19 protein-coding genes and 1 riboswitch are annotated in these 25,395 nt (G+C 65.0%); of the genes, 10 read left to right on the top strand and 9 right to left on the bottom strand.

All coding sequences use genetic code 11. The annotated features are described in order from the left end of the window. Positions 1–140 precede the first annotated feature (140 nt). Positions 141–2,498 (top strand): TonB-dependent receptor, encoded by a 2,358-nt coding sequence (locus tag ACODSN_RS06735; RefSeq protein ID WP_489054104.1) that lies wholly within the window; start codon positions 141–143, stop codon positions 2,496–2,498. 46 nt (positions 2,499–2,544) lie between these two features. Then, the gene (locus ACODSN_RS06730) at positions 2,545–3,768 is read left to right on the top strand and encodes a dipeptidase (protein ID WP_489054139.1); all 1,224 of its coding nucleotides are present in this window, start codon (positions 2,545–2,547) and stop codon (positions 3,766–3,768) included. Between the two features lie 10 nt (positions 3,769–3,778). Here the strand turns inward: ACODSN_RS06730 and ACODSN_RS06725 are convergent, their stop codons facing one another. Then, positions 3,779–4,177 carry a DUF1489 family protein gene (locus tag ACODSN_RS06725; RefSeq protein ID WP_489054103.1) on the bottom strand — a complete coding sequence of 133 codons (399 nt, stop codon included), beginning with the start codon at positions 4,175–4,177 and terminating at the stop codon, positions 3,779–3,781. Positions 4,178–4,229: 52 nt separating this feature from the next. Beyond that, the gene (gene mgtE, locus ACODSN_RS06720; protein WP_489054101.1) at positions 4,230–5,663 is read right to left on the bottom strand and encodes a magnesium transporter; all 1,434 of its coding nucleotides are present in this window, start codon (positions 5,661–5,663) and stop codon (positions 4,230–4,232) included. A 147-nt stretch (positions 5,664–5,810) separates the two neighbouring features. Here mgtE and ACODSN_RS06715 point away from each other — a divergent pair, with 147 nt between their 5' ends. After that, a complete protein-coding gene (locus ACODSN_RS06715) occupies positions 5,811–6,263 on the top strand; it encodes a peptidylprolyl isomerase (protein WP_489054100.1) in 453 nt (150 codons plus the stop codon). Here the strand turns inward: ACODSN_RS06715 and ACODSN_RS06710 are convergent. Together ACODSN_RS06710 and ACODSN_RS06705 are read right to left on the bottom strand one after the other, a co-directional pair. Beyond that, positions 6,244–6,939 (bottom strand): hypothetical protein, encoded by a 696-nt coding sequence (locus tag ACODSN_RS06710; RefSeq protein WP_489054099.1) that lies wholly within the window; start codon positions 6,937–6,939, stop codon positions 6,244–6,246. The two genes, ACODSN_RS06715 and ACODSN_RS06710, sit on opposite strands and share 20 nt — an antisense overlap. Beyond that, on the bottom strand, positions 6,939–7,520 hold the full coding sequence (locus ACODSN_RS06705; RefSeq protein ID WP_489054098.1) for a hypothetical protein: 582 nt from the start codon (positions 7,518–7,520) through the stop codon (positions 6,939–6,941). Before ACODSN_RS06705 ends, ACODSN_RS06710 begins: the two co-directional genes overlap by 1 nt. 328 nt (positions 7,521–7,848) lie before the next feature. Here ACODSN_RS06705 and ACODSN_RS06700 point away from each other — a divergent pair, with 328 nt between their 5' ends. From ACODSN_RS06700 to ACODSN_RS06690, 3 genes are all read left to right on the top strand, one after another. Beyond that, positions 7,849–8,403 carry an outer membrane beta-barrel protein gene (locus tag ACODSN_RS06700; RefSeq protein WP_489054097.1) on the top strand — a complete coding sequence of 185 codons (555 nt, stop codon included), beginning with the start codon at positions 7,849–7,851 and terminating at the stop codon, positions 8,401–8,403. Between the two features lie 133 nt (positions 8,404–8,536). After that, positions 8,537–8,722: a hypothetical protein gene (locus ACODSN_RS06695; protein ID WP_489054096.1), complete on the top strand. Its 186-nt coding sequence runs from the start codon at positions 8,537–8,539 to the stop codon at positions 8,720–8,722. A gap of 50 nt (positions 8,723–8,772) precedes the next feature. Further along, complete coding sequence (locus tag ACODSN_RS06690; RefSeq protein ID WP_489054094.1) at positions 8,773–10,221, top strand: helicase HerA domain-containing protein; 1,449 nt, start codon at positions 8,773–8,775, stop codon at positions 10,219–10,221. 13 nt (positions 10,222–10,234) lie between these two features. On the opposite strand, the gene ACODSN_RS06685 is transcribed toward ACODSN_RS06690, so the two are convergent. The 3 genes from ACODSN_RS06685 to thiC form a co-directional block, all read right to left on the bottom strand. Next, complete coding sequence (locus ACODSN_RS06685; protein ID WP_489054092.1) at positions 10,235–11,089, bottom strand: cupin-like domain-containing protein; 855 nt, start codon at positions 11,087–11,089, stop codon at positions 10,235–10,237. A gap of 285 nt (positions 11,090–11,374) precedes the next feature. Further along, positions 11,375–11,680, bottom strand: coding sequence for a LysR family transcriptional regulator (locus tag ACODSN_RS06680; protein ID WP_489054091.1), 306 nt, complete (start codon positions 11,678–11,680; stop codon positions 11,375–11,377). A gap of 207 nt (positions 11,681–11,887) precedes the next feature. Continuing rightward, positions 11,888–13,783 carry a phosphomethylpyrimidine synthase ThiC gene (gene thiC, locus ACODSN_RS06675; protein WP_489054090.1) on the bottom strand — a complete coding sequence of 632 codons (1,896 nt, stop codon included), beginning with the start codon at positions 13,781–13,783 and terminating at the stop codon, positions 11,888–11,890. Between the two features lie 36 nt (positions 13,784–13,819). Then, positions 13,820–13,926, bottom strand: a riboswitch (TPP riboswitch). 84 nt (positions 13,927–14,010) lie between these two features. On the opposite strand from thiC, the gene ACODSN_RS06670 reads away from it, so the two are divergent. The 4 genes from ACODSN_RS06670 to ACODSN_RS06655 all read left to right on the top strand — a co-directional run bounded on the left by ACODSN_RS06670 (position 14,011) and on the right by ACODSN_RS06655 (position 22,879). Then, a complete protein-coding gene (locus ACODSN_RS06670; protein WP_489054089.1) occupies positions 14,011–16,107 on the top strand; it encodes a prolyl oligopeptidase family serine peptidase in 2,097 nt (698 codons plus the stop codon). A gap of 78 nt (positions 16,108–16,185) precedes the next feature. Then, on the top strand, positions 16,186–19,530 hold the full coding sequence (locus tag ACODSN_RS06665) for a transglutaminase family protein (protein WP_489054087.1): 3,345 nt from the start codon (positions 16,186–16,188) through the stop codon (positions 19,528–19,530). A 2-nt stretch (positions 19,531–19,532) separates the two neighbouring features. Continuing rightward, positions 19,533–22,001, top strand: coding sequence for a circularly permuted type 2 ATP-grasp protein (locus ACODSN_RS06660; protein WP_489054086.1), 2,469 nt, complete (start codon positions 19,533–19,535; stop codon positions 21,999–22,001). Then, positions 21,998–22,879 carry a transglutaminase family protein gene (locus tag ACODSN_RS06655; RefSeq protein WP_489054084.1) on the top strand — a complete coding sequence of 294 codons (882 nt, stop codon included), beginning with the start codon at positions 21,998–22,000 and terminating at the stop codon, positions 22,877–22,879. The genes ACODSN_RS06660 and ACODSN_RS06655 overlap by 4 nt, the downstream gene beginning before the upstream one ends. A gap of 7 nt (positions 22,880–22,886) precedes the next feature. Here the strand turns inward: ACODSN_RS06655 and ACODSN_RS06650 are convergent, their stop codons facing one another. Together ACODSN_RS06650 and ACODSN_RS06645 are read right to left on the bottom strand one after the other, a co-directional pair. After that, positions 22,887–24,263, bottom strand: a complete 1,377-nt coding sequence (locus tag ACODSN_RS06650) for a cytochrome P450 (RefSeq protein ID WP_489054082.1) — start codon at positions 24,261–24,263, stop codon at positions 22,887–22,889. Continuing rightward, a complete protein-coding gene (locus ACODSN_RS06645; protein WP_489054081.1) occupies positions 24,260–25,393 on the bottom strand; it encodes a hypothetical protein in 1,134 nt (377 codons plus the stop codon). The genes ACODSN_RS06650 and ACODSN_RS06645 overlap by 4 nt, the downstream gene beginning before the upstream one ends. Between the last annotated feature and the right edge of the window lie 2 nt (positions 25,394–25,395).

Here is a 25,395-nt window from a genome sequence, read left to right as displayed (position 1 = left end):
TGCGCCTTGTTCGTTTTAAATAGAAACTCGTACAAGACTCAATGATGCGCACGCATGTCCGCTGATATGCCAGCCACCGGGGGAGATGAGCGGCCGGAGCGATCGGCCGTCTGAAGGGCGAACCATGAAGGGGGTTTGCCATGACGATATATGATCAGGTTCGTTTCAGCCGAAACCATGCGCGACGGGCGCTGCTCGCATTCCTGATGGGCTCCGCTTTTGCGGGCGCCCCGGCAATCGCGCAGGAGGCATCGCCCGCGCCCGGAGAATCGGACGTGATTCTCGTCACCGGCCGCCGCATCTCGCAATCGTCAGAGGCCATCGGCCAGGACAAGGTGACCAATACGGTCGGCATTACGCGCGATGCGCTGCTGTCCGCGCCATCGGGCATTTCGGGCCTCAAGATGCTGGAACAGCTGCCCGGCTTCAACGTCCAGACCGACGGACCGCTCGGTCTGTATGAATTCGGCAACAGCGTGCAGAGCCGGGCCTTCAACCTCGACCAGATCGGCTTCATCGTCGACGGCATCCCCACCGGCCGCAGCGATGTTTTCGGCGGCAGCCCGGTGTTCCGCTATGTCGACAACGAAAATCTGGGGCGGGTCGAGGCATCGGTCGGCGCGGGCGATGTCAGCCTGCCCAGCTATTCCTCGCTGGGTCCGATCATCTCTTATAATTCCATTGCACCGCAGAAAGACCCCGGCCTGTTCGTCTCCCAGGCCTTTGGCGACAATGATCTCAAGCGCACCTTCATCCGCATCAACACAGGTCAGGTGGGTCCGTTCACGGCCTATGTCAGCCGCACCAAGCTCAACACCGACCTGTGGCGCGGCGCGGGAACGGTCGACCGCGAACATTGGGAAGCGCAAATCCACGCCGACCTCGGCGGGGACAGTTGGGCGCGGTTCAAATTCGTGTCGAACGATTTCTTCGACTATGATTCGCCCTTCATTGGCCGCGGCCAGGCGAGCGACACCGGCTATATCGTGGCCCCGCCCAACACGACGCCCGGCTTCGCCCCGACGGTTCCGGGCATTGCCTATTCCAACCCCGCCTATCTCAACAGCTATAATCTGGCCATTAACGTGCGGAAGGACAGGCTCTACGGCGCGACCGTCCATCTTGGCATAGCAGACGGAGCTTGGCTGGAAAGCACGGCCTATTGGGAAGATAAGGGCGGCTATGGCGTGTCGCCCGACAGCTATGCCAACAGTCTGGCGATCTATAATGGCGAAAGCGCCGTCGGCCTGCCGGTCAACGCGCCGCGCGGCACCCAGTTCGGCCGGTCCGGCGTTGGCGGCAACCGCTATGGCATCACGACGAAGCTGCACTGGGATCTGGGCAATCATGCGCTGGAAGCTGGGGTGTGGGCGGAGCTGGACAAATATCACCGCACCCAGGCGCGCTATAACACCACCGATGGTTCGCCCGCCAGCCCGGCAGACCTCGATTCGCTGGTATTCCTGCGGCGCGACTATCGCAGCAAGCGCGATACGACCCAGTTGTTCCTAAAGGATACGATCAAGCTGCTGGATGACCGCCTCATCGTCGATCTCGGCTTCAAATCGCTGTTCCTCGACTATCATTATTTCGGATATCGCGACTATGCCGATTATTTCCGCAACACCGGAACTGCGGCGACGCCCAATTACGTCCAGGGCTGGGGCCAGCATGGCGCTACCGCTCATTATAATGACGGCTTTCTGCCGATGGCGGGACTGATCTACAAGCTGGACAGTCACACCCAGGTGTTCGCCTCATTCGCTGAGAATACCGCGCTGCCCAAGGGGCTGGACGATATCTATTCCGTCGTCCCCTCGACCGGCATATTGGCGCCCGCGCCCAAGGCGGAAAAGTCGCAGAATTTCGAATTGGGCGTCCGCACCAACCAGGCCCAATTCTACGGCGCGCTGGCGCTGTATTATACGAAGTTCGACAACCGCATTGCCCAGACCAATATTCAGGTGGTCGGCAGCAACGTGCTGGAAAGCGTTTACACCAATGTCGGCCGCGTCGAATCCTATGGCGCGGAATTCACCGGAACCTACAAGCCGACCTTCCTCCACGGCCTTGCCTATTTCAATCTCAACGCGACCTATAATCACGCCAAGTTCAAGGACAATCTGCCCAATGGCACGGCGCTGGCCGGCAAGTTCCTGCCCGACAGCGCCAAGTGGATCGTCAACGGCGGCGTCACCATCGAACCGGCGAAATGGCTGGTGGCGAATTTCAGCGGCAAATATACCAGCAGTCGCTGGTCCACGCTGGTTAACACGCCCGGTTCGAGCGTGCCGGGCTTCACGATCTTCAGCGCCTATGTCGATATTGGCGATGGGATCACGCTCGGCCCGGTTAAGAGCGTGAAGGCACGATTCAATCTGGACAATGTGTTCAATAAAGAGGCGCTATCCTTTATCCTGGCGCAGCCCAGCGGCGACGGCTTTTTCCGTCCGCAGTCGCCCCGCACTTTCCAGTTCACACTGTCCGGCGAGATTTGATCCGATGAACCTTCGTCCCCTGACCGCTATACTTCTTACTGCCACCATGGCGGGTCAGGGGACGATGCTTTCCGCACAAACCGTGCCGAAAGCGACAGCCCGCCTGCACGAACGACTGATCACGCTCGACACGCATATGGATACGCCGGCCTCGCTCGACCTGCCCGGCTGGTCGATCGAGGACGAGCATGATCCCAGGATGGATTATACGCAGGTCGACCTGCCCCGCATGAAGAAGGGCGGGCTGGATGGCGGCTTCTTCGCCATCTATACGAGCCAGGGTCCGCTAACGCGCGAAGGCTATGAGAAAGCGCGTGATTTCGCGATCATGCGCGGCGTATCGATCCGCACGATGGTCGCGGCGGACCCGGCGAACTTCACGCTCGCGACCAAGGCGGCGGATGCGGCGACGATCGCCGCGACCGGCAAGCGCATCGTCTATATGTCGATCGAAAATGCCTATCCGCTGGGCGAGGATGTGAGCCTGATCGACCTGTTTTACGATATGGGGGTGCGGGTGTCGGGCTTTGCCCATTTCGCGCATAACCAGTTCGCCGACAGTTCCACCGACCCTTCGAAGCACCCCAAATGGAACGGCCTCAGCCCGCTCGGCAGGCAATTGCTGGTCGAAATGAACCGCCTCGGCATCGTCGCGGACGCATCGCACAGTTCCGATGCCGTGCTCGACGATCTGCTCGCCTTGTCCAAAACCCCGGTCCTGCTGACCCATTCGGGATGCAAGGCGGTCTACGATCACCCGCGCAATATCGACGATGCCCATTTGCGGGCGCTGGCGGCGAAGGGCGGCGTCATCCAGATGAATGGCTTTGGCACCTATCTCAAGGCCGCAAAACCGAACCCCGAACGGCAAAAGGCGCTGGGCGCGCTCTACGGCCAGATGCGCGAGGGGGCGAAGGTCAGTGCAGAGGCGCGAGCGGCATTTTTGAAAAAGCGCCGCGAGATCGACACGCTCTATCCGGAAATCGATCCGCCGACATTTGACGATTTTCTGGCGCACCTGTTCCACGCGCTCAAGGTGGTTGGCCCCAACCATGTCGGCATCGGTCTCGACTGGGATGGCGGCGGCGGGGTTCCGGGGCTGGAGGATGTGACCAAGATTCCCCGCATCACCGACGCGCTGGTGAAAGCCGGTTATTCGGAGGCCGATATCGGCAAAATCTGGTCGGGCAATGTGCTGCGCCTCCTGAAGGCAGCGGAAACCGAGGCCGCGAAAGAACAAGGCCAGACGTCACCGACTGCGACCCCCTGAGGTCCTCCGGTTAAACCAGCCCGAGCTTCGCCAGTTCGCCGAGCAGACGGGGCGGCATCGCGTCGATATCGTCCACCTCGTTCTCGCCAAGGTCGGGCGGCGCGTCGGCCGCCTCCAGATAGCGCCAGCCCTGATGGGCGCGCTTGGGCTTGGCGCGCACCGCTATCAGCACGGGTTCCAGCCTGATCCAGTGACGGCCCTGCCCCGTCTCTTCAAAACCCAGTATCGGGCTGCGGCCGACAAGACGGTGGCCGTGAATCCAGTAGAGCGATCCGCCCGTCATCTCCGCCACCCGCTTGGGCAGATAGCGCGTGGTGAGACGCGCCTCGCCCTCATGGCTTTCCAACCAGGCGCGCAGCGATGCGGGGCTTTCGCTCTGAAACGCGATCTTGGTCATATGCAGCGGCATCACACCCTATCTGGGCAGGACAAGCCCCCGGTTCAATTGGCCGCGCCTGAACTTAGTGCAGGAAAAGGGCCGCGAGTCCAAGAAAGCTGAAAAATCCGCAACAGTCGGTCATCATAGTCACGAATACGGCGGACGACACCGCCGGATCGACATTATTGCGTTCCAGCGCGATGGGGATGAGTACGCCCGACAATCCCGCCACCAGATTATTGATGAGAATGGCTGAACCGAAAACTATCGCCAGGTCGGCGCGTCCGTAAAGAAAGTAAGAACCCGCCCCGATCAATAGACCGAGCGAGGCGCCGTTCGCCGCCGCGATCTTGAATTCGCGGCCGATCATGCGCAACGTATTGGAACTGGTCAGCTGATTGGTCGCAAGGGCGCGCACGACGACGGCCAGCGTCTGCGTGCCTGCATTTCCTCCCATGCCCGACACGATACCCATGAGCGCGGCAAGCAGCGCGTATTTCGCGATCGTCCCCTCGAACAGACCCACGACGCCAGCAGCCAGCATGGCGGTGCCGAGATTCACGACTAACCAAATCAACCGCGCGCGCACCGTCATCCGGATCGGTTCGTTGATGTCGCCTTCGCCCGCACCCGACAGGCGGAGAATATCCTCGCCCGCTTCCTCGGAAATGATGTGGACGACGTCATCGACCGTAATCATGCCCACCAGCCGCCCGTCGCCATCAACCACAGCGGCGGAAATCAGCGCATATTTCTGGAAGCGCAGCGCCACTTCCTCCTGATCCATATCGACCGGAATCAGCGTCTGTTCGCGCTTCATCAGATCGGCCATGGCGATGGAGCGCGGACAGGTCAGAATCCAGCTTAGCTGGCAATAGCCGATCGGCTTGTGCAGGGCGTCGACAACATAGATTTCCCAGAAATCATTGGTGAGGTCGCGGCTGTCGCGCAGATAATCGATAACCTGGCCAACGGTCATATGTTCGGGCACCGCGACCAGATCGCGCTGCATCAGGCGACCGGCGGATTCCTCCGGGTAGCCGAGCGCGCTTTCGATCGCGGCGCGATCGGCCGGGTCCAGCGCGTCGAGAACCGCCTGCTGGTCGGCCTCCTCCATATCCTCGATGATGGCGACGGCGTCGTCGGTGTCGAGTTCGGCGGCGAACCCTGCCACCTGCTGGGGGTTCAGCGCGCCGATCAGGTCCTCACGGACATAATCATTAAGTTCGGACAGGACTTCCGCGCCGACCAGATCGCCCAGCGCCGCCGCCACTGCGCCACGCCGGTCGCCGGGGGTCAGTTCCAGCAGATCGGCGATGTCGGCGGGATGGAGCGGCGCGACCAGATCGCGCGCCTTGTCGGTCTCGCCATCCTCGACCGCGTCGAGCACGGCCGTGACGAAGGCATGTTTCAGCCGGTCATCCTCGTCATGGCGCGACTCCGCCGCGTCAAGGATCAGCGCTTCGCTATCCTCGATATCCGGCCGCTGCTGGGCCATATCGGCGCGCTCGGTCATTGCGCGTCCAACTGTCGGGTTCCTGAAGCATGGTGACGCTTTCGCTCATGCACAATATAATTGCAATGGGCTTGGAAGCGCTTCCATCGCTTTCCCAAGCCTCTATATGGAGCGCGCATATCTGCTTTCCGACCAGAGAGGATTCCCATGGCTGACGAAACCCTGACCCTTAGCCTCGACAGCGGCGGCGACGTCGTTATCAAGCTGCGTCCCGACCTCGCGCCCGGCCATGTCGAGCGGATCTCCACGCTCGCCAAGGACGGCTTTTATGACGGCGTCGTGTTCCACCGTGTCATCCCCGGCTTCATGGCGCAGGGTGGCGACCCCACCGGCACCGGCATGGGCGGCTCCAAGCTGCCCGACATTAAGGCGGAGTTCAGCCGCGAACCGCATGTGCGCGGCGTCTGCTCGATGGCGCGCTCGTCCAACCCCAACAGCGCCAACAGCCAGTTCTTCATCTGTTTCGACGACGCCACCTTCCTCGACGGCCAGTATACCGTCTGGGGCGAAGTGACGTCCGGCATGGAGCATGTCGACGCGCTGCCCAAGGGCGAGCCGCCGCGTACCCCCGGCAAGATTGTCAAGGCGACCGTGGCCTGACCGTTGCATCGGCGGCGGAAACGGCATTGTCCGGTTCCGCCGCATTGCCTGCCGCGCCTTCATCCTGCGGCAAGGGTTCATAGGGGCGGATCGAGGCGATATGCCAGCGCCGCTCCGCCGCGCTGGACCCCGGCACATCGTTCACGCGGCGAAGCGTGACTTGCCGCAGGCGATACCAGGGTTTGCCATTCGCAGCGAGCCGCCCGTAGACCTGCACCGGCACCGTCACATAGCTGGAACCGGCCGCGCCCTCCGGATCGCGCGGCGCGCCGATATGGGCGTGAATTTCGCTGAAGCCACGGAAGCGCAACGCGAAATGCGCGTCATCCTGTGATCCCTCGGGGCTGTCGTCCAGCCACAGATCCTGCGCGTCGTCATAGCGCTTATGCTCCAGCAGGCCATAATAGCCCTCCACGACTTGCGCCGCGCCTTCCGCCGATTTGGGATCGATTTTCCCTTCCGCTATCCGAGAGCCAGACGGAAGTCCGCCCGGCGTGCCTGGCGCCGGCGGTTCGAGCGGCTCCATCACCGCCTGCGCCTCGGCGCGCAGGCTGTTATCCACCTGCGTCGCGTTGGCCCCGTTAGCGAGGTTGTCCAACGCGCTTTCCTCGCGGCCGTCACAAGCACCGAGTATCAATATTCCCGCCAGTATGACGGACCGCGTGTCCAGCCGCATCAATCGGCACGGCCCCGACGCCAGGCCGGAGCAGCTCTTCCGCCGCCCTGAACCGCTGGCGCATCGCCCCGGCGCTCCCTTCCGGCCCAAGGGTTGGGATTAGCGCGCGGCTCAGGCTGTGCCTGACCACTGCGGTCGCCACGCTGCCATTGCCCGCGGTCGCCGCGCCCGTCACCGCGCGACTGGCCACGATCGCCTTGCCACTGTCCGCGATCACCGTTGCGCCACTGTCCACGGTCCCGGCCATCATTGCCGTTGCCAGGGCGTCCGCGCTGATCGACGCGCCACGCGGGCCTGCGACTTTCCCAATAGCGGCGTTGTCCGTCATCCCAGCGGCGACGCGCGCCACCGCGATCATAGACATAGTAGCCACTGCCTGGATAATAATAGCCGTCATACCAGCCGCCATAAGCGCTCGGGCCATAGCCGTAATAATCGTCATAATAGCCGCCACCGCCATAATAGCCGGTGCCGACGCTCACGCCGCCATAGCCATAGCCGTCATCATAGGCGCAGCCGCCAAGCGCCAACGCGCCCGCCAGACCCAGCGCAGCCAGGAACTTCTGTCCAGCCCACGTCATCGCCTGTCTCCTTGTTCAATATATGAGGCCAATATCTGATGACAGCATAACGCGCGCAGCTTGAATTGGTTGTGAATGAATGACGGAATCGACAGTGTTTATCCGTGGTTCAGGAACCGGACACTCCGTTCATCCATCCGACAGGAACCGTGCCTTTTCCATCACATAATGGCTATTTTCCGCGCTTTTATCTCTCGTTCAGGAAACCTTCTGTCGCCCCTGATCATTAAGTCTGTTGTCCGGGTGGAGCCGCTTGCAGCCGCTCCGGGACGCCGGAGGGTCCACACCCCGGCTTGCTTTCCACATGATCAGATAAAGGGTTGATCCCATGAATACACTGTTTCTCACAGCGGTCGCTGCCGCGTGCCTGATTCCCGCCGCCGCCATGGCGCAGGACGACACTGCATCGACACGCCGCATCGAACCCTATGTCGGCGTCCTCGGCGGCATCCATAATTTCGACAGCGAGACCAGCAAGTCGGGCATTCCGCCAGTCGGCTACAAGGGCCGCATGGTCGAAGGCGTCGCCGGCGTGAACGTCAATGTCGCCGGCCCGATCGTACTCGGCGTCGAAGGCAATGCGGCCAAGGGCGTTTCGGGCGATATCGACTGGGAATATGGCGCGGCTGGGCGCGTCGGCGTGAAAGCCGGCAAGGACAGCATGATCTTCGGCAAGGTCGGATATCGCTGGGTCAATTTCGACGCGCTCGGCCCCAACAGCCGCGACTATCATGGTATGAACTATGGCGCGGGCGTCGAACTGTCGCCCGCTGACATGGGCGGTTCGGCCGCCAGCAGCAACATCCGCCTGCGCGTTCAGGCCGACACCGATGGCAATTTCCATTCCATCCGTCCGATGGCGGGTGTGGTCGCGAAGTTCTGATCGTCAAGGTTTAAGGAAACGGGGCGAGCCTGATGGTTCGCTCCGTTTTCCGTCAGTCACCCCCCGCTTGCGAGGGTTGAGGGTTCGGGGCGGCCATGGACTGCTGGCCGTCCCGCACTCTATAACTCTCTTCATGCGAACGAGACTGAGCATCTGCGCCCGTAAGCGCCGCTTTCTCACCGACGAGGAAGCGCTTGCGGCCATTGCTGCGGCGGCGATCATCCTCCGCTATTATCGCTGCGACCGCTGCCACCATTATCATCTGACCAGTCGGACCAAGGGCAAGCGCATCGCGCGACCGGCCGATTCGCGGGCCTGAGCCTTCAAGCCGCTTGCGCTGCATGGGCCGCTTGGGCCAAAGACCCTTCCGTGACAGCCAGCATCACCATAGGCACGGATGGCGCGGGCAAGGCCGTGACCATCGACGTGGAAGAACTGCTCGCGACCCGCCTGCTGGTGCAGGGCAATAGCGGGTCGGGCAAGTCGCATCTGCTGCGCCGTCTGCTGGAAGAAAGCGCCCCGCTGGTGCAGCAGGTAGTGATCGATCCCGAGGGCGATTTCGTGACGCTGGCGGACGCGCATGGCCATGTCGTGATCGAGGCGGGGGACCATAATGAGCGCGACATTGCGCGGATGGCGAGCCGCATTCGCGAGCATCGCGCGTCGGTGGTGTTGAGCCTCGAATCGCTGGAACTGGAGGCGCAGATGAAATGCGCCGCGACGTTCCTGTCCGCCCTGTTCGACGCGCCGCGCGACCACTGGTATCCCGCGATCGTGGTGGTGGACGAAGCGCAGATGTTCGCCCCGGTATCGGCGGGCGAAGTGTCCGACGAAGCCCGGCGCCTGAGCCTCGCGGCCATGACCAACCTGATGTGCCGGGGGCGCAAGCGCGGGCTGGCCGGCGTCATCGCCACCCAGCGGCTGGCCAAGCTCGCCAAGAATGTCGCGGCCGAAGCGTCCAATTTCCTGATGGGGCGCACCTTCCTCGACATCGATATGGCGCGGGCGGCCGATCTGCTGGGCATGGAGCGGCGGCAGGCCGAACAGATTCGCGATCTGGAACGCGGGCGCTTTCTGGGGCTTGGACCGGCCATCGCCCGCCGCCCGGTGGCGGTGAAGATCGGCGCCGTACAGACGGGCACGCGCGGCGGGACCCACAAGCTGATGCCGCCGCCGGTGGCGGCGACCGGAGACTTCGCGGAACTGCTGTTCGCGCCCGCCATGGACGACGCGCGCCCCGCCCCGCCCCGGCCCGAACCCGCGCCGGTGCCCGCGGAGACGGTGATGCAGCGGCTCGCCGCCGCGCCGCGCGCCAAGCCCGCCGCCCCGGAACTCGACTTCGGCCAGAATGAGCCAGTGGTGATCGCGGTGCTGGAAGCGATCGTCGCCGATCTGGGCGAGATGCCCGCCAATCCGGCGACGCTGTATCAGGATTTCACCGTGCGCTGCCGGATGAAGGGGTTGCGCGCCGCACCGCTCGATCTGCCCGCCTTCCGCAAGCGGCTGGCGATGGCGATGGCGGGGATGAGCGATTCGGCCGATCCGCGCTGGGACGATGCGATGCGCGCCGCCGCGCCTTTGCCCGAAGACATGCTCGCGCCCTTCCTGCTGATCGCCCGGGCGGCGATGACGGGAGCGGCCTGCCCCGATGACGCCGTGCTGGCCCGCGCCTATGGGACAAGCTCGCCCGGCCGGGTGCGGCGGCTGATCGATTATATGGAAAAGCTCGGCGTTATCGTCGCGCGCACCGATTTCGGAGGACGACGCTCGATCGGCGTTCCCGTCCTCGGGCTGTCGACGGCGGCTGCGGAAGGATAGACGCACCGGCCGCTTAACGGGCCGCCATCCGCTCCAGCCGTTCGGCGGCGCGTTCACCCAGCGCCTTGATCCGGTTGCCGGCCGGGAACATCCGGGGCGCGGCGGGCGAGAGGCCCAGGCGACGGAGCCGGGCGTTGAATTTATGCGCGTCGATCGCGGCGAAGCTCCATGCGCTACACCATGTCAGCGATAGCGAGACCGACACATCCGCATGCACCTTCACATGATGGGGGGCGAACAGGGGCACGAAGATCGATTCGCCCGGTTCGATCGCAATCGCCTGCCCGCGCAGCCCATGCTCCTCGCGCCACGGCAGATAGCGCTGGCCACCGGCAAAATAGCTTTCGAAAAAGCGCTGGCCGACAATCTGTTCATCGGCGGTGGGGAACAGGGTCACCGTCTTGCGGCCATGCGCCTGAAACAGAATATTATATTCCGGGTCGAAATGCGGCTGCGTCACCGCATGCGGTGAGGAAATGAAAACGAAGGCGCGCAGCTTGTGCATGCGCCCGGTGCGCGCTTCGATGATGGGCCGCACCTCGCCCAGCACATCGGCCATCAGCGCGGCATAGGCCGGATCCTGCTCGATTTCGCGCAGCAGCACCCAGGAGCCGCAGCTTTCGATCCGCTCGATCGTTTGAAGCGTCGTGAGGCCATTGGGCGGCAACTTCGTCGTCGGCGTGCCCAGCGGCACGTCGATCGCGGCATTATGCTCCAGCGTGTCGGGCCGCATCCGCGCGGCCAGGGCGGCGAGCGCGTCCAGCGTCAGCAGCGGATGATCGGCAAAACCATGGGCGATCCGCGCCGGGCGATGCGGATAGATATCGCGAAAAATCTGCTTCGATGAATCCGGGATGACATTTTGCATGCACCGATCCCCTGCCATGTCTGAACGATTGCCGGACTGTAACAAGCGGGCATGAAGAGCGGGTAAATGGCCCGCGCGCCGCCGGTGGAGCGCTGACGGACGGCGGGGCGGAGGCGAAGTTCACACCGTCGTCGGGTCTGCGAGGCACAATTCGGCCCAGTTGCGCCGGTAAGGCCACCGGGACGCGACAGGTGCGCGCCATGGGGGCGACGCCGGGGCGACATTGGAGCGACGCGGGCGCGACATTGGCGCGGGCGCGAGGCGACGGATGGCGACAGGGACGCATCATCGGCGCGCCTGCGGGGCGGCGGGATCGGGACCGAAGGGGTCGGCGAGACGCCGGGCATGGAGCGCCAGCGCCCGATCCCAGCTGCGGTCAAACGGCGTGCCCGCGAGCCGCTGGCGCAGCCGATGCGCGCTGGATCGCGACATGCCGGCCACGCGCGCCGCCTGCGCGACGCTGCCGGTTTCGAGCAGCGCGACGAGAAAGAGCCGCTGCCGGGCAGGCGTCCAGTGCGTGCGGTCGGCCGGAGCCTGCGCGAGTGGCACGGGCGGCAGGACAGATGGGGGATCGGAGGGCTGCTGTTCCATCGGAGAGTATGGAGCAGAGGAAATCCTATTTTGGAAGGGGATTGAGGACCAGCCGGAGCAAGGTGACCGAGACGCGCTGGACACCCCAATATCTCTTCAGGGCTGCAACCAGATCATCTAGCAACACATAGATTTCCGCCGCCGAGACCTAAGTCACGTCCCACCACGTTGCGAATCCGACGTCATTCTCACCTTCGTCTCGCCCTCTCAATCATGCTCCCGCCCGCCAGCGCCCATATACAACTCGCTGCCCTTCGCCTTGAACATGGCGCTCATTTCTTCCATGCCTTTTAGCGCCGCGGCCTTGCTTGCCGCTGCGGTTTCCGCACCTGTCGGCCCGGTGGCGATGAAGCCTTCGACGCCCTGATTCTGTTTGGTCGCGAAGTCGCGGACTTCCTGACTGATCTGCATCGAACAGAATTTGGGACCGCACATCGAACAGAAATGCGCGGTCTTTGCGCCTTCGGCCGGGAGCGTCTGGTCGTGAAACTCCTCCGCCGTGTCGGGGTCGAGCGACAGGTTGAACTGGTCGCGCCAACGGAATTCGAAGCGCGCCTTGCTGAGCGCATTGTCGCGGACCTGTGCGGCCGGGTGGCCCTTGGCGAGATCGGCGGCGTGGGCGGCGAGCTTGTAGGTGACGACGCCGACCTTCACATCGTCGCGGTCGGGCAGGCCCAGATGCTCCTTGGGCGTGACGTAGCAAAGCATCGCCGTGCCATACCAGCCGATCATCGCCGCGCCGATGCCGCTGGTGATATGGTCGTAACCCGGCGCGATGTCGGTGGTGAGCGGCCCCAATGTGTAGAAGGGCGCTTCGCCGCAGACTTCGAGCTGCTTTTCCATATTCTGCTTGATCTTGTGCATCGGCACATGGCCGGGGCCTTCTATCATCACCTGCACATCCTGTTTCCAGGCGCGGTGGGTGAGTTCGCCCAGCGTGTAGAGTTCGCTGAACTGCGCTTCGTCATTGGCGTCGGCGATGCTGCCGGGGCGCAGGCCATCACCCAGCGAATAGGCGATGTCATACGCCTTCATGATCTCGGTGATCTCGTCGAACCGCTCGTAGAGGAAGCTTTCCTTGTGATGGGCGAGGCACCATTTCGCCATGATCGATCCGCCGCGCGAAACGATGCCGGTGACGCGCTTGGCCGCCATCGGGATATAGCCCAAGCGCACGCCCGCATGGATGGTGAAATAATCGACGCCCTGCTCCGCCTGCTCGATCAGCGTGTCGCGGAAAATCTCCCAGGTCAGGTCCTCGGCGACGCCACCGACCTTTTCGAGCGCCTGATAGATAGGCACGGTGCCGATCGGCACGGGGCTGTTGCGAATGATCCATTCGCGGGTGTCGTGAATGTTGCGGCCTGTGCTGAGGTCCATCACCGTGTCCGCGCCCCAGCGGATCGACCAGACCAGCTTGTCGACTTCGGACGCGACGTTGGAGGCAACCGCGCTGTTGCCGATATTGGCGTTGATCTTGACCAGGAAATTGCGGCCGATCGCCATCGGTTCGGATTCGGGATGGTTGATATTGTTGGGGATGATGGCGCGGCCGCGCGCGACCTCGTCACGGACGAATTCGGGCGTTACATAATCGGGGATCGCCGCGCCGAAGCTTTCGCCGTCGCGGGCATAATCGGCGAGCCGGGCACGGCCGAGATTCTCGCGCTCGGCGACATATTCCATCTCCGGCGTGATGATGCCGCGCCGGGCATAGTGCATCTGGGAGACGTTCGCACCGGCCTTCGCGCGCAGCGGGCGGCGGTTCGCGTGGGGGAATTGCGCGACGCCGCCGGAACGGTCGGGACCCTTGAGGCCATTATCCTCGGGCTTGATCGCGCGGGCATCATATTCCTCGACATCGCCGCGCCCCATGATCCAGTCGCGGCGCAGCGCGGGCAGGCCCGCCATGATGTCGATGCGGGCATCGGGATCGGTATAGGGGCCGGACGTGTCATAGACCCGTACCGGCGGCTCGCCACTGCCCGGCTCCAGCGCGATTTCGCGCATCGCGACGTTCAGGGGACCGACATGGATCTTCTTCGAGCCACGGATCGGACCAGTCGTAACGCGCATTTCGGTGCGGGCGGGAACGTCGGCCATACATTTCTCTCCTTGGGCGGAGAGGAAGCGGGTTCCCAAGGCGGGCCACTCCCTCCCTACGCCAGTGTCAACTGGATCAGGTTCGGCGGGTCGGGCGGAATTGCACCGCCCCTCTCAGCCTCATGGCTCCCCGGGGATGTGGACAGGATAGGGGCGGCGGTGCACAAGGTCCAGCATCTTATGCCCTGACCCGGCCCTTTTGCGGCCACCGTGGGATGCGCCAAGCGATGAAAAGGATTTTGACCCTGGTTTCCGCTGCCCTGCTGACCGGCGCGGGTGCGCCCGGCCCCGCCCCGCTCGACGATCCGTTCATCTGGCTGGAGGACTGGACCGGGCCGCGCGCGATGCAATGGGTCGAGACGGAGAACAAGTCGACGGTCGCGGCGTTGCAAGGCGATTCGCGCTATGCGGGCTATCATGCAGAGGCGCTGGCCATCGCCTCGGCGAAGGACCGGATCGCGATGCCCGGCCTGATCGACGGGCGCATCTTCAACTTCTGGCGCGATGCCGATCATCCGCAGGGCATATGGCGCTTCACCAGCGCGACGGACTATGCCAGCGCCAGCCCGAACTGGACGACGGTGCTCGATCTCGACGCGCTGTCGAAGGCGGAGGGGCGCAAATGGGTGTGGAAGGGGGCGAGCCTGCTCGACCCCGACGAGCGGCTGGCGCTGGTGCATCTGTCCGATGGCGGCGAGGATGCGGTGGCACTGCGCGAGTTCGATCTGCGCGCCGGGCGGTTTGTCGATAGTGGCTTCGATATTCCGACGTCCAAGCAGGATGTCGCGTGGATCGATCAGGACACATTGCTGCTGGCGCGCGACTGGGGCGCGGGGACGACCACGGCGTCGGGCTATCCCTTCGTGGTGAAACGGCTGAAACGCGGGCAGGCGTTGAGCGAGGCGACCGAAGTCTATCGCGGCGCGCCGGACGACCAGCTCATGTCCGCGCCGTTCATCCTGTCTGACGGGGCGGGCCACCGCGCCGCCTTCATCCAGCGCGGCGTCACCTTTTTCGGCTTCGAACATGGGTTGGTGACAGGCGATGGCGTGAAGAAGCTGCCGCTTCCGGCGAAAAGCAGCATCGTCGGCATGGTCGATGGCCAAGTGCTGATCCGCACCAGCGAGGACTGGACCAGCGGCGGCGTGACCGTGGCGCAGGGCGCGCTGGCGAGCGTGCCGCTGAGCGCGCTGGAAGCGGGCGAGACGCTGAAACCGCGCATCCTGTTCGCGCCCAGTCCGCGCCAGTCGATCGACGGGGTGGTGGCGACGAAAAGCCGCGTAATCCTGACGATCAACGATAATGTGCGCGGGCGGGCGATCATCCTGACGCCGGGCGTGGACAAGTGGAGCGCCTCGCCGCTGTCCCTGCCCGACAATGCGACGATCGCCACCGTCGCCGCGACCGATCGGAGCGACACGGCCTATCTGTCGGTTTCCGGTTTCCTCGCGCCGACGACGCTGTGGTCGGTCGATGCCGCCAGTCCCGCGCCCCGGCAGGTCAAGGCGACGCCCGCCCGCTTCGATGCTGACGGCCTTGTCGTCCAGCAGTTCGAGGCGGTGTCGAGCGACGGGGTCAAAATCCCCTATTTCATCGTCCATCGGAAGGATGTTCCGCTCGATGGCTCCACCCCGACGATCATGACGGCCTATGGCGGCTTCGAGATTTCCAATACCCCAAGCTACCCCGCGATCACCGGCAAGCTGTGGCTGGAACGCGGCAACAGCTTCGTGCTGGCCAATATAAGGGGCGGCGGCGAGTTCGGCCCGGCCTGGCACGAGGCGGGGCGCAAGACGAAACGCCAGATCATCTATGATGATTTCGCCGCCGTCGCGCGGGATATTTTCGCGCGCAAACTCTCCAGCCCGGCGAAGTTCGGCATCTATGGCGGGTCGAATGGCGGGTTGCTGATGGGGGTGGAGTTCAACCAGCATCCCGAATTGTGGAACGCGGTGGTCATTCAGGTGCCGCTGCTCGACATGATCCGTTACGAACGGATCGCGGCGGGCGCGTCGTGGGTCGATGAATATGGCAGCGTGTCGGTGCCGCAGGAAAAGGCGTTTCTGGAGACGATCTCGCCCTATGCGAATATCCGGCGCGGGGTAAAATATCCCCTGCCCTATATCTGGACGACGACCAAGGATGACAGGGTCGGGCCGCAACATGCGCGCAAATTCGCGGCGCGGCTCAAGGATTATGGCCTGCCCTATCTGTTCTACGAGGACACCGCCGGGGGCCATTCTGGGGACGCCGACATCGAACAGGGTGCGCGGTTGCAGGCGATGCAGATGGTCTATTTCAGCCAGCGGCTGGAGGGGAAATAGCGTTGCCGCCGAGTGACAATCGACCCGTCCCGCTAATTCGGCATTGCATTGCAGCAAAGGGTAGCGTCTGATCGCGCCATGCTGAAAGCCGCGCTGCATCACCTCACCGCCTATCGCTATTCCCGCCCGATCCGATTGGGACCACAGGTCATCCGCCTGCGCCCCGCGCCGCACAGCCGGACCAAGGTGCCCAATTATGCGCTGAAGATCGAGCCACAGGGCCATTTTCTCAACTGGCAGCAGGACCCGCACGGCAACTGGCTGGCGCGCATCGTCTTTCCCGATCCGGTCGATCGCTTTTCGATCGAGGTCGATCTGCTCGCCGACCTCGACATCATCAATCCGTTCGATTTCTTCGTCGAACCCTATGCCGAAAACTATCCCTTCGCCTATGACGAGCAGATCAGGACCGATCTGACGGCCTATTTCGACGTCGAGATGCAGGGACCGCGTTTCGAGACGCTGGTGGCGGAACATGCCGCGTTCCGGGGCCGGACGATCGATTTTCTGGTCGATGTGAACAGCAAGCTGCAACAGCGGGTCGGCTATGTCATCCGCATGGAAACCGGGGTGCAAAGCCCTGAGGAGACGCTGGATATCGGCACCGGATCGTGCCGCGATTCGGCGTGGCTGCTGGTGCAATTGCTTCGGCGGCTGGGTTTTGCCGCGCGGTTCGTGTCGGGCTATTCGATCCAGCTGGTCGCCGATGTCGAACCGATCGAGGGTCCCAAAGGCGTCACGCAGGACGTGGTCGACCTGCACGCATGGGCCGAAGCCTATGTGCCGGGCGCGGGCTGGGTGGCGCTCGATGCGACCAGCGGCATGTTTGCGGGCGAAGGGCATATCCCGCTGTGCGCGACGCCGCATTATCGCTCCGCCGCGCCGATCAGCGGCATGGCCGAACCCGCCGAGGTCGATTTCAACTTCGAAATGAGCGTCAGCCGCATCGCCGAAGCGGTGCGCATCACCAAGCCCTTCACCGAAGGCCGCTGGGCGGCGCTCGACGCGCTGGGGGCGCAGGTGGACGCGGATCTGATCGCGCAGGACGTGCGGCTGACTACCGGCGGCGAGCCGACCTTCGTCGCGACCGACGATCCGCAGGCCGATGAGTGGAATGGCGACGCGGTCGGGCCAACCAAGGCGGGCTATGCCGACCGGCTGATCCGGCGGCTGCGCGATCGCTTTGCGCCGGGCGCGCTGCTGCACCATGGGCAGGGCAAATGGTATCCGGGCGAAAGCTTGCCGCGCTGGGGTTATTCAATCTTCTGGCGCGCCGACGGCGTGCCGGTGTGGCGCGACATCAGCTTGATCGCGGGCGAGCCGGAAGTGGGCGACGCGACGGTGACGGCAGCGGATGCCGGGCGGTTTTTGAATGCCTTCGCCGATGGGCTGGGAGTCGAGACGGATTTCGTGCAGCCCGTCTATGAGGATGCGCTGGCCTGGTCGGTCAAGGAGGCGGAATTGCCCGCCAATACCGATCCCGGCGATCCGAAATTCGACAATCCCGAAGAGCGCGCGCGCATGGTCCGCGCGTTCGAGGGCGGCCTGAGCAAGACGGTCGGCTATGTGCTGCCGATCCAGCGCTGGCAGAGCGAGGCGCGCGCGCCGCGCTGGCAAAGCGAAGTGTGGAAGGTGCGGCGCAAGGCGCTGTTCGCGGTGCCGGGCGATTCGGCGCTTGGCTATCGCCTGCCGCTTGGCACCCTGCCCTATGTGCCGCCGTCCGACTTCCCCTATATCCACGCGCAGGACCCGAGCGAGCCGCGCGAACCCTTACCCGATTACCGTGCGGCGGCCGACCCAAGGGAGCGCGTGGAGCGGTCGCAGATGGCGCAGGCCGAGCATCAGGAACGGGTCGAGCAGGAATTTATCGAAGGCGCGGTGCGCACCGCCGTGACGGTCGAGCCGCGCGGCAATTTCCTGTCCGTGTTCATTCCGCCGGTCAAGACGCTGGACGACTATCTGGAACTGATCGCGCAGGTCGAGCATGTGGCGGAAGCAACGCGCATCCCGGTGCGGATCGAAGGCTATACCCCGCCCGCCGACCCGCGCCTCCACCTCCTCAAAGTCACGCCCGATCCCGGCGTGGTCGAGGTGAATGTCCAGCCGGCGAAAAGCTGGGCCGAATCGGTCGCGATTACGCAGACTGTCTATGAAGCCGCGCGCGAGACGGAGATGACCGCCGACAAATTCATGGTGGACGGCCGGTCGGTCGGCACCGGCGGCGGCAATCATCTGGTGCTGGGCGGCGCCACGGTGAATGATTCGCCCTTTATCCGTCGACCCGATTTGCTCAAGAGCTTTGTGCTTTACTGGCAGCGGCACCCCGCGCTCAGCTACCTGTTTTCGGGCATGTTCATCGGCCCGACCAGTCAGGCCCCGCGCATTGATGAAGCGCGGCACGACAGCCTCTATGAGCTGGAGATCGCGCTGGCGCAGGTGCCCAACCCCCTGAAATCTGGCCCGGTGACGGACGGCACTGACACGCTGCCGCCGCCATGGCTGGTCGATCGCCTGTTCCGCAACCTGCTGGTCGATGTCACCGGCAACACCCATCGCACCGAAATCTGTATCGACAAGCTGTTCTCGCCCGATGGCCCGACCGGGCGGCTCGGCCTCGTCGAGTTTCGCGGCTTCGAGATGCCGCCAGACCCACAGATGAGCCTGGCGCAGCAATTGCTGCTGCGCGCGCTGACCGCCTGGTTCTGGCGGGAGCCGCAGCAGGGCAATCTGGTGCGTTGGGGCACGACGCTGCACGACCGCTTTTTCCTCGGCCATTTCGTCTGGGCCGATTTCATGGAGGTGCTCGCCGACCTGCGCGGCGCGGGCTATGATTTCGATCCCAACTGGTTCGAGGCGCAGAAGCAGTTCCGCTTCCCGGTGCATGGCGCGGTGAATGCGGGCGGCGTGGGGCTGGAGATTTCCCACGCGCTCGAACCGTGGAACGTGCTGGGCGAAACCGGCGCGATCGGCGGCACGGTGCGCTATGTCGACAGCTCGACCGAGCGGTTGCAGGTGCGCGCCACCGGGCTGGTCGACGGGCGGCATATCGTCACCTGCAACGGGCGGCGGGTGCCGATGACGGCGACGGGCGTGCCGGGTGAGGGCGTGGGCGGCGTCCGTTACAAGGCGTGGGCGCCGGCCAACTGCCTGCATCCCAATCTGCCCGCCGACGCGCCGCTGACGTTCGATATCCTCGATAGCTGGAGCGGGCGGTCGCTGGGCGGCTGCGTCTATCATGTCGCGCATCCGGGCGGGCGCAATTATGATGATGTGCCGGTCAACGCCTACGAAGCGGAAGCGCGGCGCAAGGCGCGGTTCCAGGATCATGGCCATACCCCCGGACCCGTCGATATGCCTCCACCCGAAGCCCCGAGCGAGTTTCCGATGACGCTCGACCTGCGTTTGCGGCACCGGAGCCTTTGACGATGGTCGATGCGCCCGTTTGGGCGGACGAGTATCTCGCGCGGGTCGCAGCCACGCCGGCAGGGGGCGACCTGTTCGCCGGGGCCGCGCCCGATCTCGCGGCGCGCTGGCGGGGGATGCTGGATCGCCTGTCGGTGCAGGCGCAGGGCGACCCGGCGACGCTGGCCGACAATGCCGCGCGGCAGGCGATCGACCTTGGCATGGCGTTCCGCCTGACGGGCGACGAGCAGGAGCGCCCGTGGCCGCTCAGCCCCATCCCGATGCTGATCGGCGCGGCGGAATGGCGCGGGATCGAACAGGGGCTGGTCCAGCGCGCCGACCTGCTGGAACGGGTGATCGCCGACATTTACGGCGACCAGTCACTGGTGCGCGACGGCCGGTTGCCCGCCACCGTCATCACCGGAAGCCCGCATTATTGGCGGCTGATGACCGGCAATCCACCGCCCCATGGCCATTATCTCCACTTTTACGCCGCCGATCTGGCGCGGGGGCCGGGCGGCGAATGGCGCGTGCTGGCGGATCGGGTGCGCACGCCCGTCGGCGTCGGCTATGCGCTGGAAAACCGGCTCGCTCTGTCGCGCGCGACCGGCGATCTGCTGGGGGCGATGAACACGCGGCGGCTGGCGCCCTTCTTCAGCGAGTTGCGGCGCGGGCTGGCGGCGGATTGCGAGCGGAGCGAACCGCGCATCGGCCTGCTGACGCCGGGGCGGTTCAACCAGAGCTATGCCGAACAGGCGCATCTGGCGCGCTATCTGGGGCTGCTGCTGGTCGAGGGCGAGGATCTGATCGTCACCGATGGCCAGTTGTTCGTGCGCACCATTCAGGGGTTGAAGCGGATCGACGGCCTGTGGCGCTGGATGGACAGCCGCTTCCTCGATCCGCTCGCCTTCGACGGCAAGTCGCGCATCGGCGTGCCCGACCTGTTCGACGCCTGCGCGCGCGGCGGGCTGATGCTGAGCAACTGGCCGGGCGCGGGCGTCATCGAATCGCGCGCCTTCGCCGCCTTCCTGCCGCAACTCGCCAAAGCGCTGCTGAATGCCGACCTGCTGCTGCCCAATATCGCGACATGGTGGTGCGGGCAGGGGGCGGAGCGCGATCATGTACTGGCGCATATCGACGATCTGGTCGTGGGTTCGGCCTTCGATCAGGACGCCACGGGTCTTTCGGAGACGCATTTCGCGGCCGGATCGGCGCTTGCCCCGGACCAGCGCGCCGCGCTGATCGACGCGATCGGCCGCCGCCCGATGGATTATGTCGGGCAGGAAGTGGTGCGTTTGTCCACCACCCCCGCCATCGTCGATGGACGGCTGGCCCCCCTGCCCTTCACCCTGCGCGTCTTTGTCGCCCGCGACGAGCAGGGTGGCTGGCGGATCATGCCGGGGGCGTTCGCCCGGCTCGCGGCCCATGGCGATATTCGCGCCGCGCTGATGGGCGAGGGCGATCTGTCCGCCGACATGTGCGTCGTGGACAGTCAGCCCGCGGCGGCCGACGATATGTCCCGCCCTGACAGCGCGCCCGCCATTCGCCGCGTCGGCGGGATGCTGCCGGCCAAGGCGGCGGACAATCTCTACTGGCTCGGCCGCTATATCGAGCGCGCCGAAATGACCTTGCGCCTGATCCGCTCCATCGTCGGCGGGTCGATCGAGGCCGATCTGGGTCCCGCCGCCGGATCGCCGACGATGGAACGGCTGATCGACCAGCTGGCGCTGTGGGGGGCGACCGGCGGCACTGTGGGCCGGATCGGGCCGCTCTGTGCCCGCGCGCTGGGCGACGCCGCGCGACCGGGCAGTGTGCGCGCGCTGATGGGCGTGGTCGCCAATATCGGCGAAGGCCTGCGCGATCGGCTGGCGACCGACTTCTGGCGGCTGGTGCGCCTGCCCCTGCCCGCGTTCGACGGCGAGGTCATCGACTCGCTGCTCGCCGCATCGTCGCGCATGATCGAGCGGATTTCGGCGCTGTCGGGTCTGGCGGCGGAAAATATGGGCCATAGCGAGGGCTGGCGCTTTCACGATATGGGGCGGCGGATGGAGCGGGCGATCAATGGCTGCCGCCTGACGGCGCGGTTCGGCGCGGACTGGGCGAGCGCCGACGACCTGACCGTGCTGCTCGACCTGCACGACAGCCAGATCAGCTATCGCAACCGCTATCTGACCGGCCCGTCGCTCGGCCCGGTGCGCGATATCGTCGCGCTGGAACCGCATAATCCGCGCGCAATCGCCTATCAGGCGCAACGGATCGCCGATCATATCGCGGCGCTGCCGACGCTGCGCACCGACGGCATGCCGGAGGAGCCGCAGCGGCTGGCCGGTGGGCTGACCGCGCTGCTCGCGCCGCTGACCGGCGACATGCTGACCATGGCGGGCCTGGCCGATATCGAAGCGCGGCTGCTGGCCCTGTCCGACGCGATCGGCCAGCGCTATTTCCTGCCGGTGCGCAAGGAAAAGAGCGAAGGCGCGGACCTGCTGTCATGATCTATTCCGTCCGGCATGTGACGATCGTGGGCTATGCCTCGCCGATCCGGCTCGCGCGCTTCAATCTGCGGCTGCGGCCGATGCCCTGGCCGGGGCAATGGACCGCCGACTATGCGCTGACGGTCGATCCCGCCCCCGCCCTGATGCAGTCGCGCCCCAGCGCCTGGCCGGTCGACGTCGCGCGGATCGTGATCGACAGCCCGTTGCGGCAACTGACCATCGAAAGCCGGTTCCGCGCGGGCGTGGACGGGGGTGCGCCAGTCACGCCGCTGCCCGACGATCCGACGATCGGCGCGGTCGCGCAAGCCGCCCTCGCCGACCGGGCGATGGGACCGGCCGCCCCGGCGCATTATCTGTTCGCCTCGCCACGCGCCCCGCTGCTGCCGGAAATCGAACGCTGGGTCGGCGAGGGCCTGCACGCCGGGCGTCCGGTCGTGGCGGCGGCGCTGGAGCTGGCGCAGCGGATCAGGGCGGAGTTCGCCTATGATCCGGGTGCGACCGATGCGAGCACCCCGGTGGCCGACGCCTTTGCCGCGCGCCATGGCGTGTGCCAGGATTTCGCGCATGTCATGGTCGTCGCGCTGCGGCTCGCGGGCCTGCCCGCCGCCTATGTCAGTGGCTATCTGCGCACCGATCCGCCGCCCGGCCGCGCCCGGCTGGTCGGGGCGGATGCGATGCACGCCTGGGTGATGCTGTGGTGCGGCCCGGCGCGCGGCTGGATCGGCTTCGACCCTACCAACGGCGTCACCACCGGCGATGGCCATGTGTTCGTCGCCATGGGCCGCGACTTCGCCGATGTCACGCCGATCGACGGACTGTTCGTGGGCGGCGCGGGACAGGGCATTCGCACCATGGTCGATGTGGTGCCCGAAGCCTGACGCGGCGCTATTCGCCGATCTGGTCGAACATCAGCGTCATGCCCCGGCGCGGGCGGATGGTGAGGCGGCTGATTGGCTCCGGTTTCCAGCCGCGCGGCACCGACATGCGGTAGCGGCGCACCATGGTGGCGATCACGGTCATCACCTCCTGCTGGGCAAAGCCCGCGCCCACGCACACGCGCGGCCCCCGGCTGAACGGGAACCACGCCTGTTTCACCATGTCCGCATTGGCGGGGTCGTCGAAGCGGTCGGGATCGAAACTGTGCGGACAGGCCCAGTTATCCTTATTCCGCTGGGTCAGCCAGGGCGCGACCACCAGCATCGCGCCCGGCACCAGATCCTTGTCGCGCATCTGCATCGGGCAGGGCACCTCGCGCGGGAAGAAAGCGAGCGGCGGATACAGCCGCAGCGTTTCGCGGAAGATGTTGCGGATGACCGGCATGTCCTTGAGCATGGCGGCGGTCAGTGGCTGGTCGCCCGCGACCTGCATCACCTCCGCCCGTGCGCGATCCTGAATATGGGCGCATTCGGCGAGCAGATAATGCGCCCAAGTCATGGTGCTGGCCGATGTCTCATGCCCGGCGAGGAAGATGGTCGCGACCTGATCCATCACCTGCGCCAACGTGAAATGCGCGCCGGTTTCGGGATGCTTCGCCTCGATCAGCGACTGGAGGATATCCTGATGCGGGGCGGGTTCGCCGGCATGAAACCCCTCGAACCGTTCCTCCACGATCGGGCGGAACACGTTGCGGATCGCCTCCGCTGGCCTCACCGAGCGCCGTTCGAACCAGCCGCCGGGCAGGCCGTAGAGGCCCAGCATCGAGGCAGAGTGGGACAGGCGCTGGAACCGGCCGAACGCCCGATGGATGATGAAGGAGCGCTCGGTATCGAGCGTCTGGGAAAACAGGGTGCGAAAGATGATATCGGCGGCGACATGCGTCATCATCGGATCGATATTGATCCGCTTCGATCGGTCCGCCGCCTCCAGCCGCGCGACCAGCGCATCGGCGGCCCCGACCATCAAAGGCATGGACTTCGCCAGCGCGGTATGGGCGAAGGCGGGATTGACCATCGCGCGCTGATTTTCCCAATCCTCGCCATTGGCGGAAAAGACGCTGTTGCCGATCAGCGGCGAAAGCCCCTTCACCAGTTCGCGATGCTTGGGAAATTCCGTACCGCCGCGCAGGATGCGATCGACCAGCGGCAATTCGTTGGCGATATACATAAGCTGGCCGCGCCCGCGCACCTCGCCCATCTTCATCGTGTAGCTTTTTTCGAACAGGACGTGGATCCAGCTGTCCCAGCCGATGAAGAAGCGCCGCAGCATCGTGCGCTTGTTGCGCGTGGGTTGCGGATAGGGCGGGGTGAAGAGCGGATCGGTCATGAGATCGTCCTGAAAGCTGCGATGGCCTGATCGAGCGCGCGACGGCCCGCCGTGAGGCTGACGAAATCCACCGGCGACAGGCGGTCGCCCACGCGCAGATAGTCGAAATGCGCCTCATATTTGTTCGACCAGCCGCCATGATAATTTTCCGGCTCGTAGAACAAATGGAATCGCGGCGAGAGCATGTCGACCCGCGCGGCGTGGGCATTGGCGCACAGCAGCAGCGGATTGACGTTGAAATAGGCCGCGCCGTCCGGTGGGAAGGACAGATCGACATAGCGGAACGCCTTGTCCGCCAGCGCCGCCAGATCGGCATGATACCAGCGCGCATCGGTGCGCAGCGCGATCACCGGCACCACCTGTCCCATGCCCACCATGGCGAAGCGATCGGGCAGTGGACCTGAGCGGCGTTCGAACACGCGCCGCATCACCGACATGCCCAGTATCGTGCCGGCGCTATGGGTGAGGAACAGGATTTCGTCCCATGGTTCGTCCATCTCCTCGACGATCCGCTCTGCGAACCGATCGAGCCGTGCATCCAGATCCGGCCCCGGCCCACCGGCGGCGAGGGTATGATGATAATAGGTGAAACGCAGCAGCCAGGGCACGACCAGCTTGTTGAGCCACCGCCCCGACAGTGCGGCGCTGATCGCGACCCCCGCCAGCGCCGCCGCCCAGAAGGGCAGGACGATCCACAACAGCAGCGCGGGCAGCAGGGCCAGCAGCAGCGGGATGACGACCGCGAGGAAAGGCGGGTAGCAGATCGTCAGCACCGGCCCCGGCCGCAGGCGCTTCATCCGCTTGAACTGCATGAAGCGGGCATGGCCGACATAGGTGGCGATGGAGCGCAGGCCGAGCTTCAGCGGATTGCGAATCCACACCTTGCCGACCAGATCCTCCCAGCGGAGAAATTCATAGTCGGTCTCGACCCCGGCCTGCGGATTATCCACATCCCACTGCGTCGAGATGACAGAACCGGCGGGGCCGGCACGGCGCGCGCCGACAGTCAGCGCCTCGCCCGACAACGGGCCGAAGCGCGCGGCCTGATCGCGATAGAGCTGATGATAGAAACGCACCCCCCGAGGGTCGAAACCACCCAGGTAAAAGACTTTACGCTTGAACTTTTCCACCG

This window comes from Sphingobium sp. FG11 (genome assembly GCF_057809915.1).
The sequence above is the reverse complement of the archived record's forward strand: the minus strand, read 5'-3'. Positions and strand labels throughout refer to the sequence as shown.

What these genes read in the sequence shown, in the direction of transcription:
- ACODSN_RS06695 (WP_489054096.1), top strand. Translation starts at nt 8,537, where the DNA reads ATGCGAACGAGACTGAGCATCTGCGCCCGTAAGCGCCGCTTTCTCACC.
- ACODSN_RS06660 (WP_489054086.1), top strand. Translation starts at nt 19,533, where the DNA reads ATGGTCGATGCGCCCGTTTGGGCGGACGAGTATCTCGCGCGGGTCGCA.
- ACODSN_RS06655 (WP_489054084.1), top strand. Translation starts at nt 21,998, where the DNA reads ATGATCTATTCCGTCCGGCATGTGACGATCGTGGGCTATGCCTCGCCG.
- ACODSN_RS06665 (WP_489054087.1), top strand. Translation starts at nt 16,186, where the DNA reads ATGCTGAAAGCCGCGCTGCATCACCTCACCGCCTATCGCTATTCCCGC.
- ACODSN_RS06700 (WP_489054097.1), top strand. Translation starts at nt 7,849, where the DNA reads ATGAATACACTGTTTCTCACAGCGGTCGCTGCCGCGTGCCTGATTCCC.
- ACODSN_RS06715 (WP_489054100.1), top strand. Translation starts at nt 5,811, where the DNA reads ATGGCTGACGAAACCCTGACCCTTAGCCTCGACAGCGGCGGCGACGTC.
- ACODSN_RS06730 (WP_489054139.1), top strand. Translation starts at nt 2,545, where the DNA reads ATGGCGGGTCAGGGGACGATGCTTTCCGCACAAACCGTGCCGAAAGCG.
- mgtE (WP_489054101.1), bottom strand. Translation starts at nt 5,663, where the DNA reads ATGACCGAGCGCGCCGATATGGCCCAGCAGCGGCCGGATATCGAGGAT.
- ACODSN_RS06670 (WP_489054089.1), top strand. Translation starts at nt 14,011, where the DNA reads ATGAAAAGGATTTTGACCCTGGTTTCCGCTGCCCTGCTGACCGGCGCG.
- thiC (WP_489054090.1), bottom strand. Translation starts at nt 13,783, where the DNA reads ATGGCCGACGTTCCCGCCCGCACCGAAATGCGCGTTACGACTGGTCCG.
- ACODSN_RS06735 (WP_489054104.1), top strand. Translation starts at nt 141, where the DNA reads ATGACGATATATGATCAGGTTCGTTTCAGCCGAAACCATGCGCGACGG.
- ACODSN_RS06680 (WP_489054091.1), bottom strand. Translation starts at nt 11,680, where the DNA reads ATGGAACAGCAGCCCTCCGATCCCCCATCTGTCCTGCCGCCCGTGCCA.
- ACODSN_RS06710 (WP_489054099.1), bottom strand. Translation starts at nt 6,939, where the DNA reads ATGCGGCTGGACACGCGGTCCGTCATACTGGCGGGAATATTGATACTC.
- ACODSN_RS06705 (WP_489054098.1), bottom strand. Translation starts at nt 7,520, where the DNA reads ATGACGTGGGCTGGACAGAAGTTCCTGGCTGCGCTGGGTCTGGCGGGC.
- ACODSN_RS06650 (WP_489054082.1), bottom strand. Translation starts at nt 24,263, where the DNA reads ATGACCGATCCGCTCTTCACCCCGCCCTATCCGCAACCCACGCGCAAC.
- ACODSN_RS06685 (WP_489054092.1), bottom strand. Translation starts at nt 11,089, where the DNA reads ATGCAAAATGTCATCCCGGATTCATCGAAGCAGATTTTTCGCGATATC.
- ACODSN_RS06725 (WP_489054103.1), bottom strand. Translation starts at nt 4,177, where the DNA reads ATGCCGCTGCATATGACCAAGATCGCGTTTCAGAGCGAAAGCCCCGCA.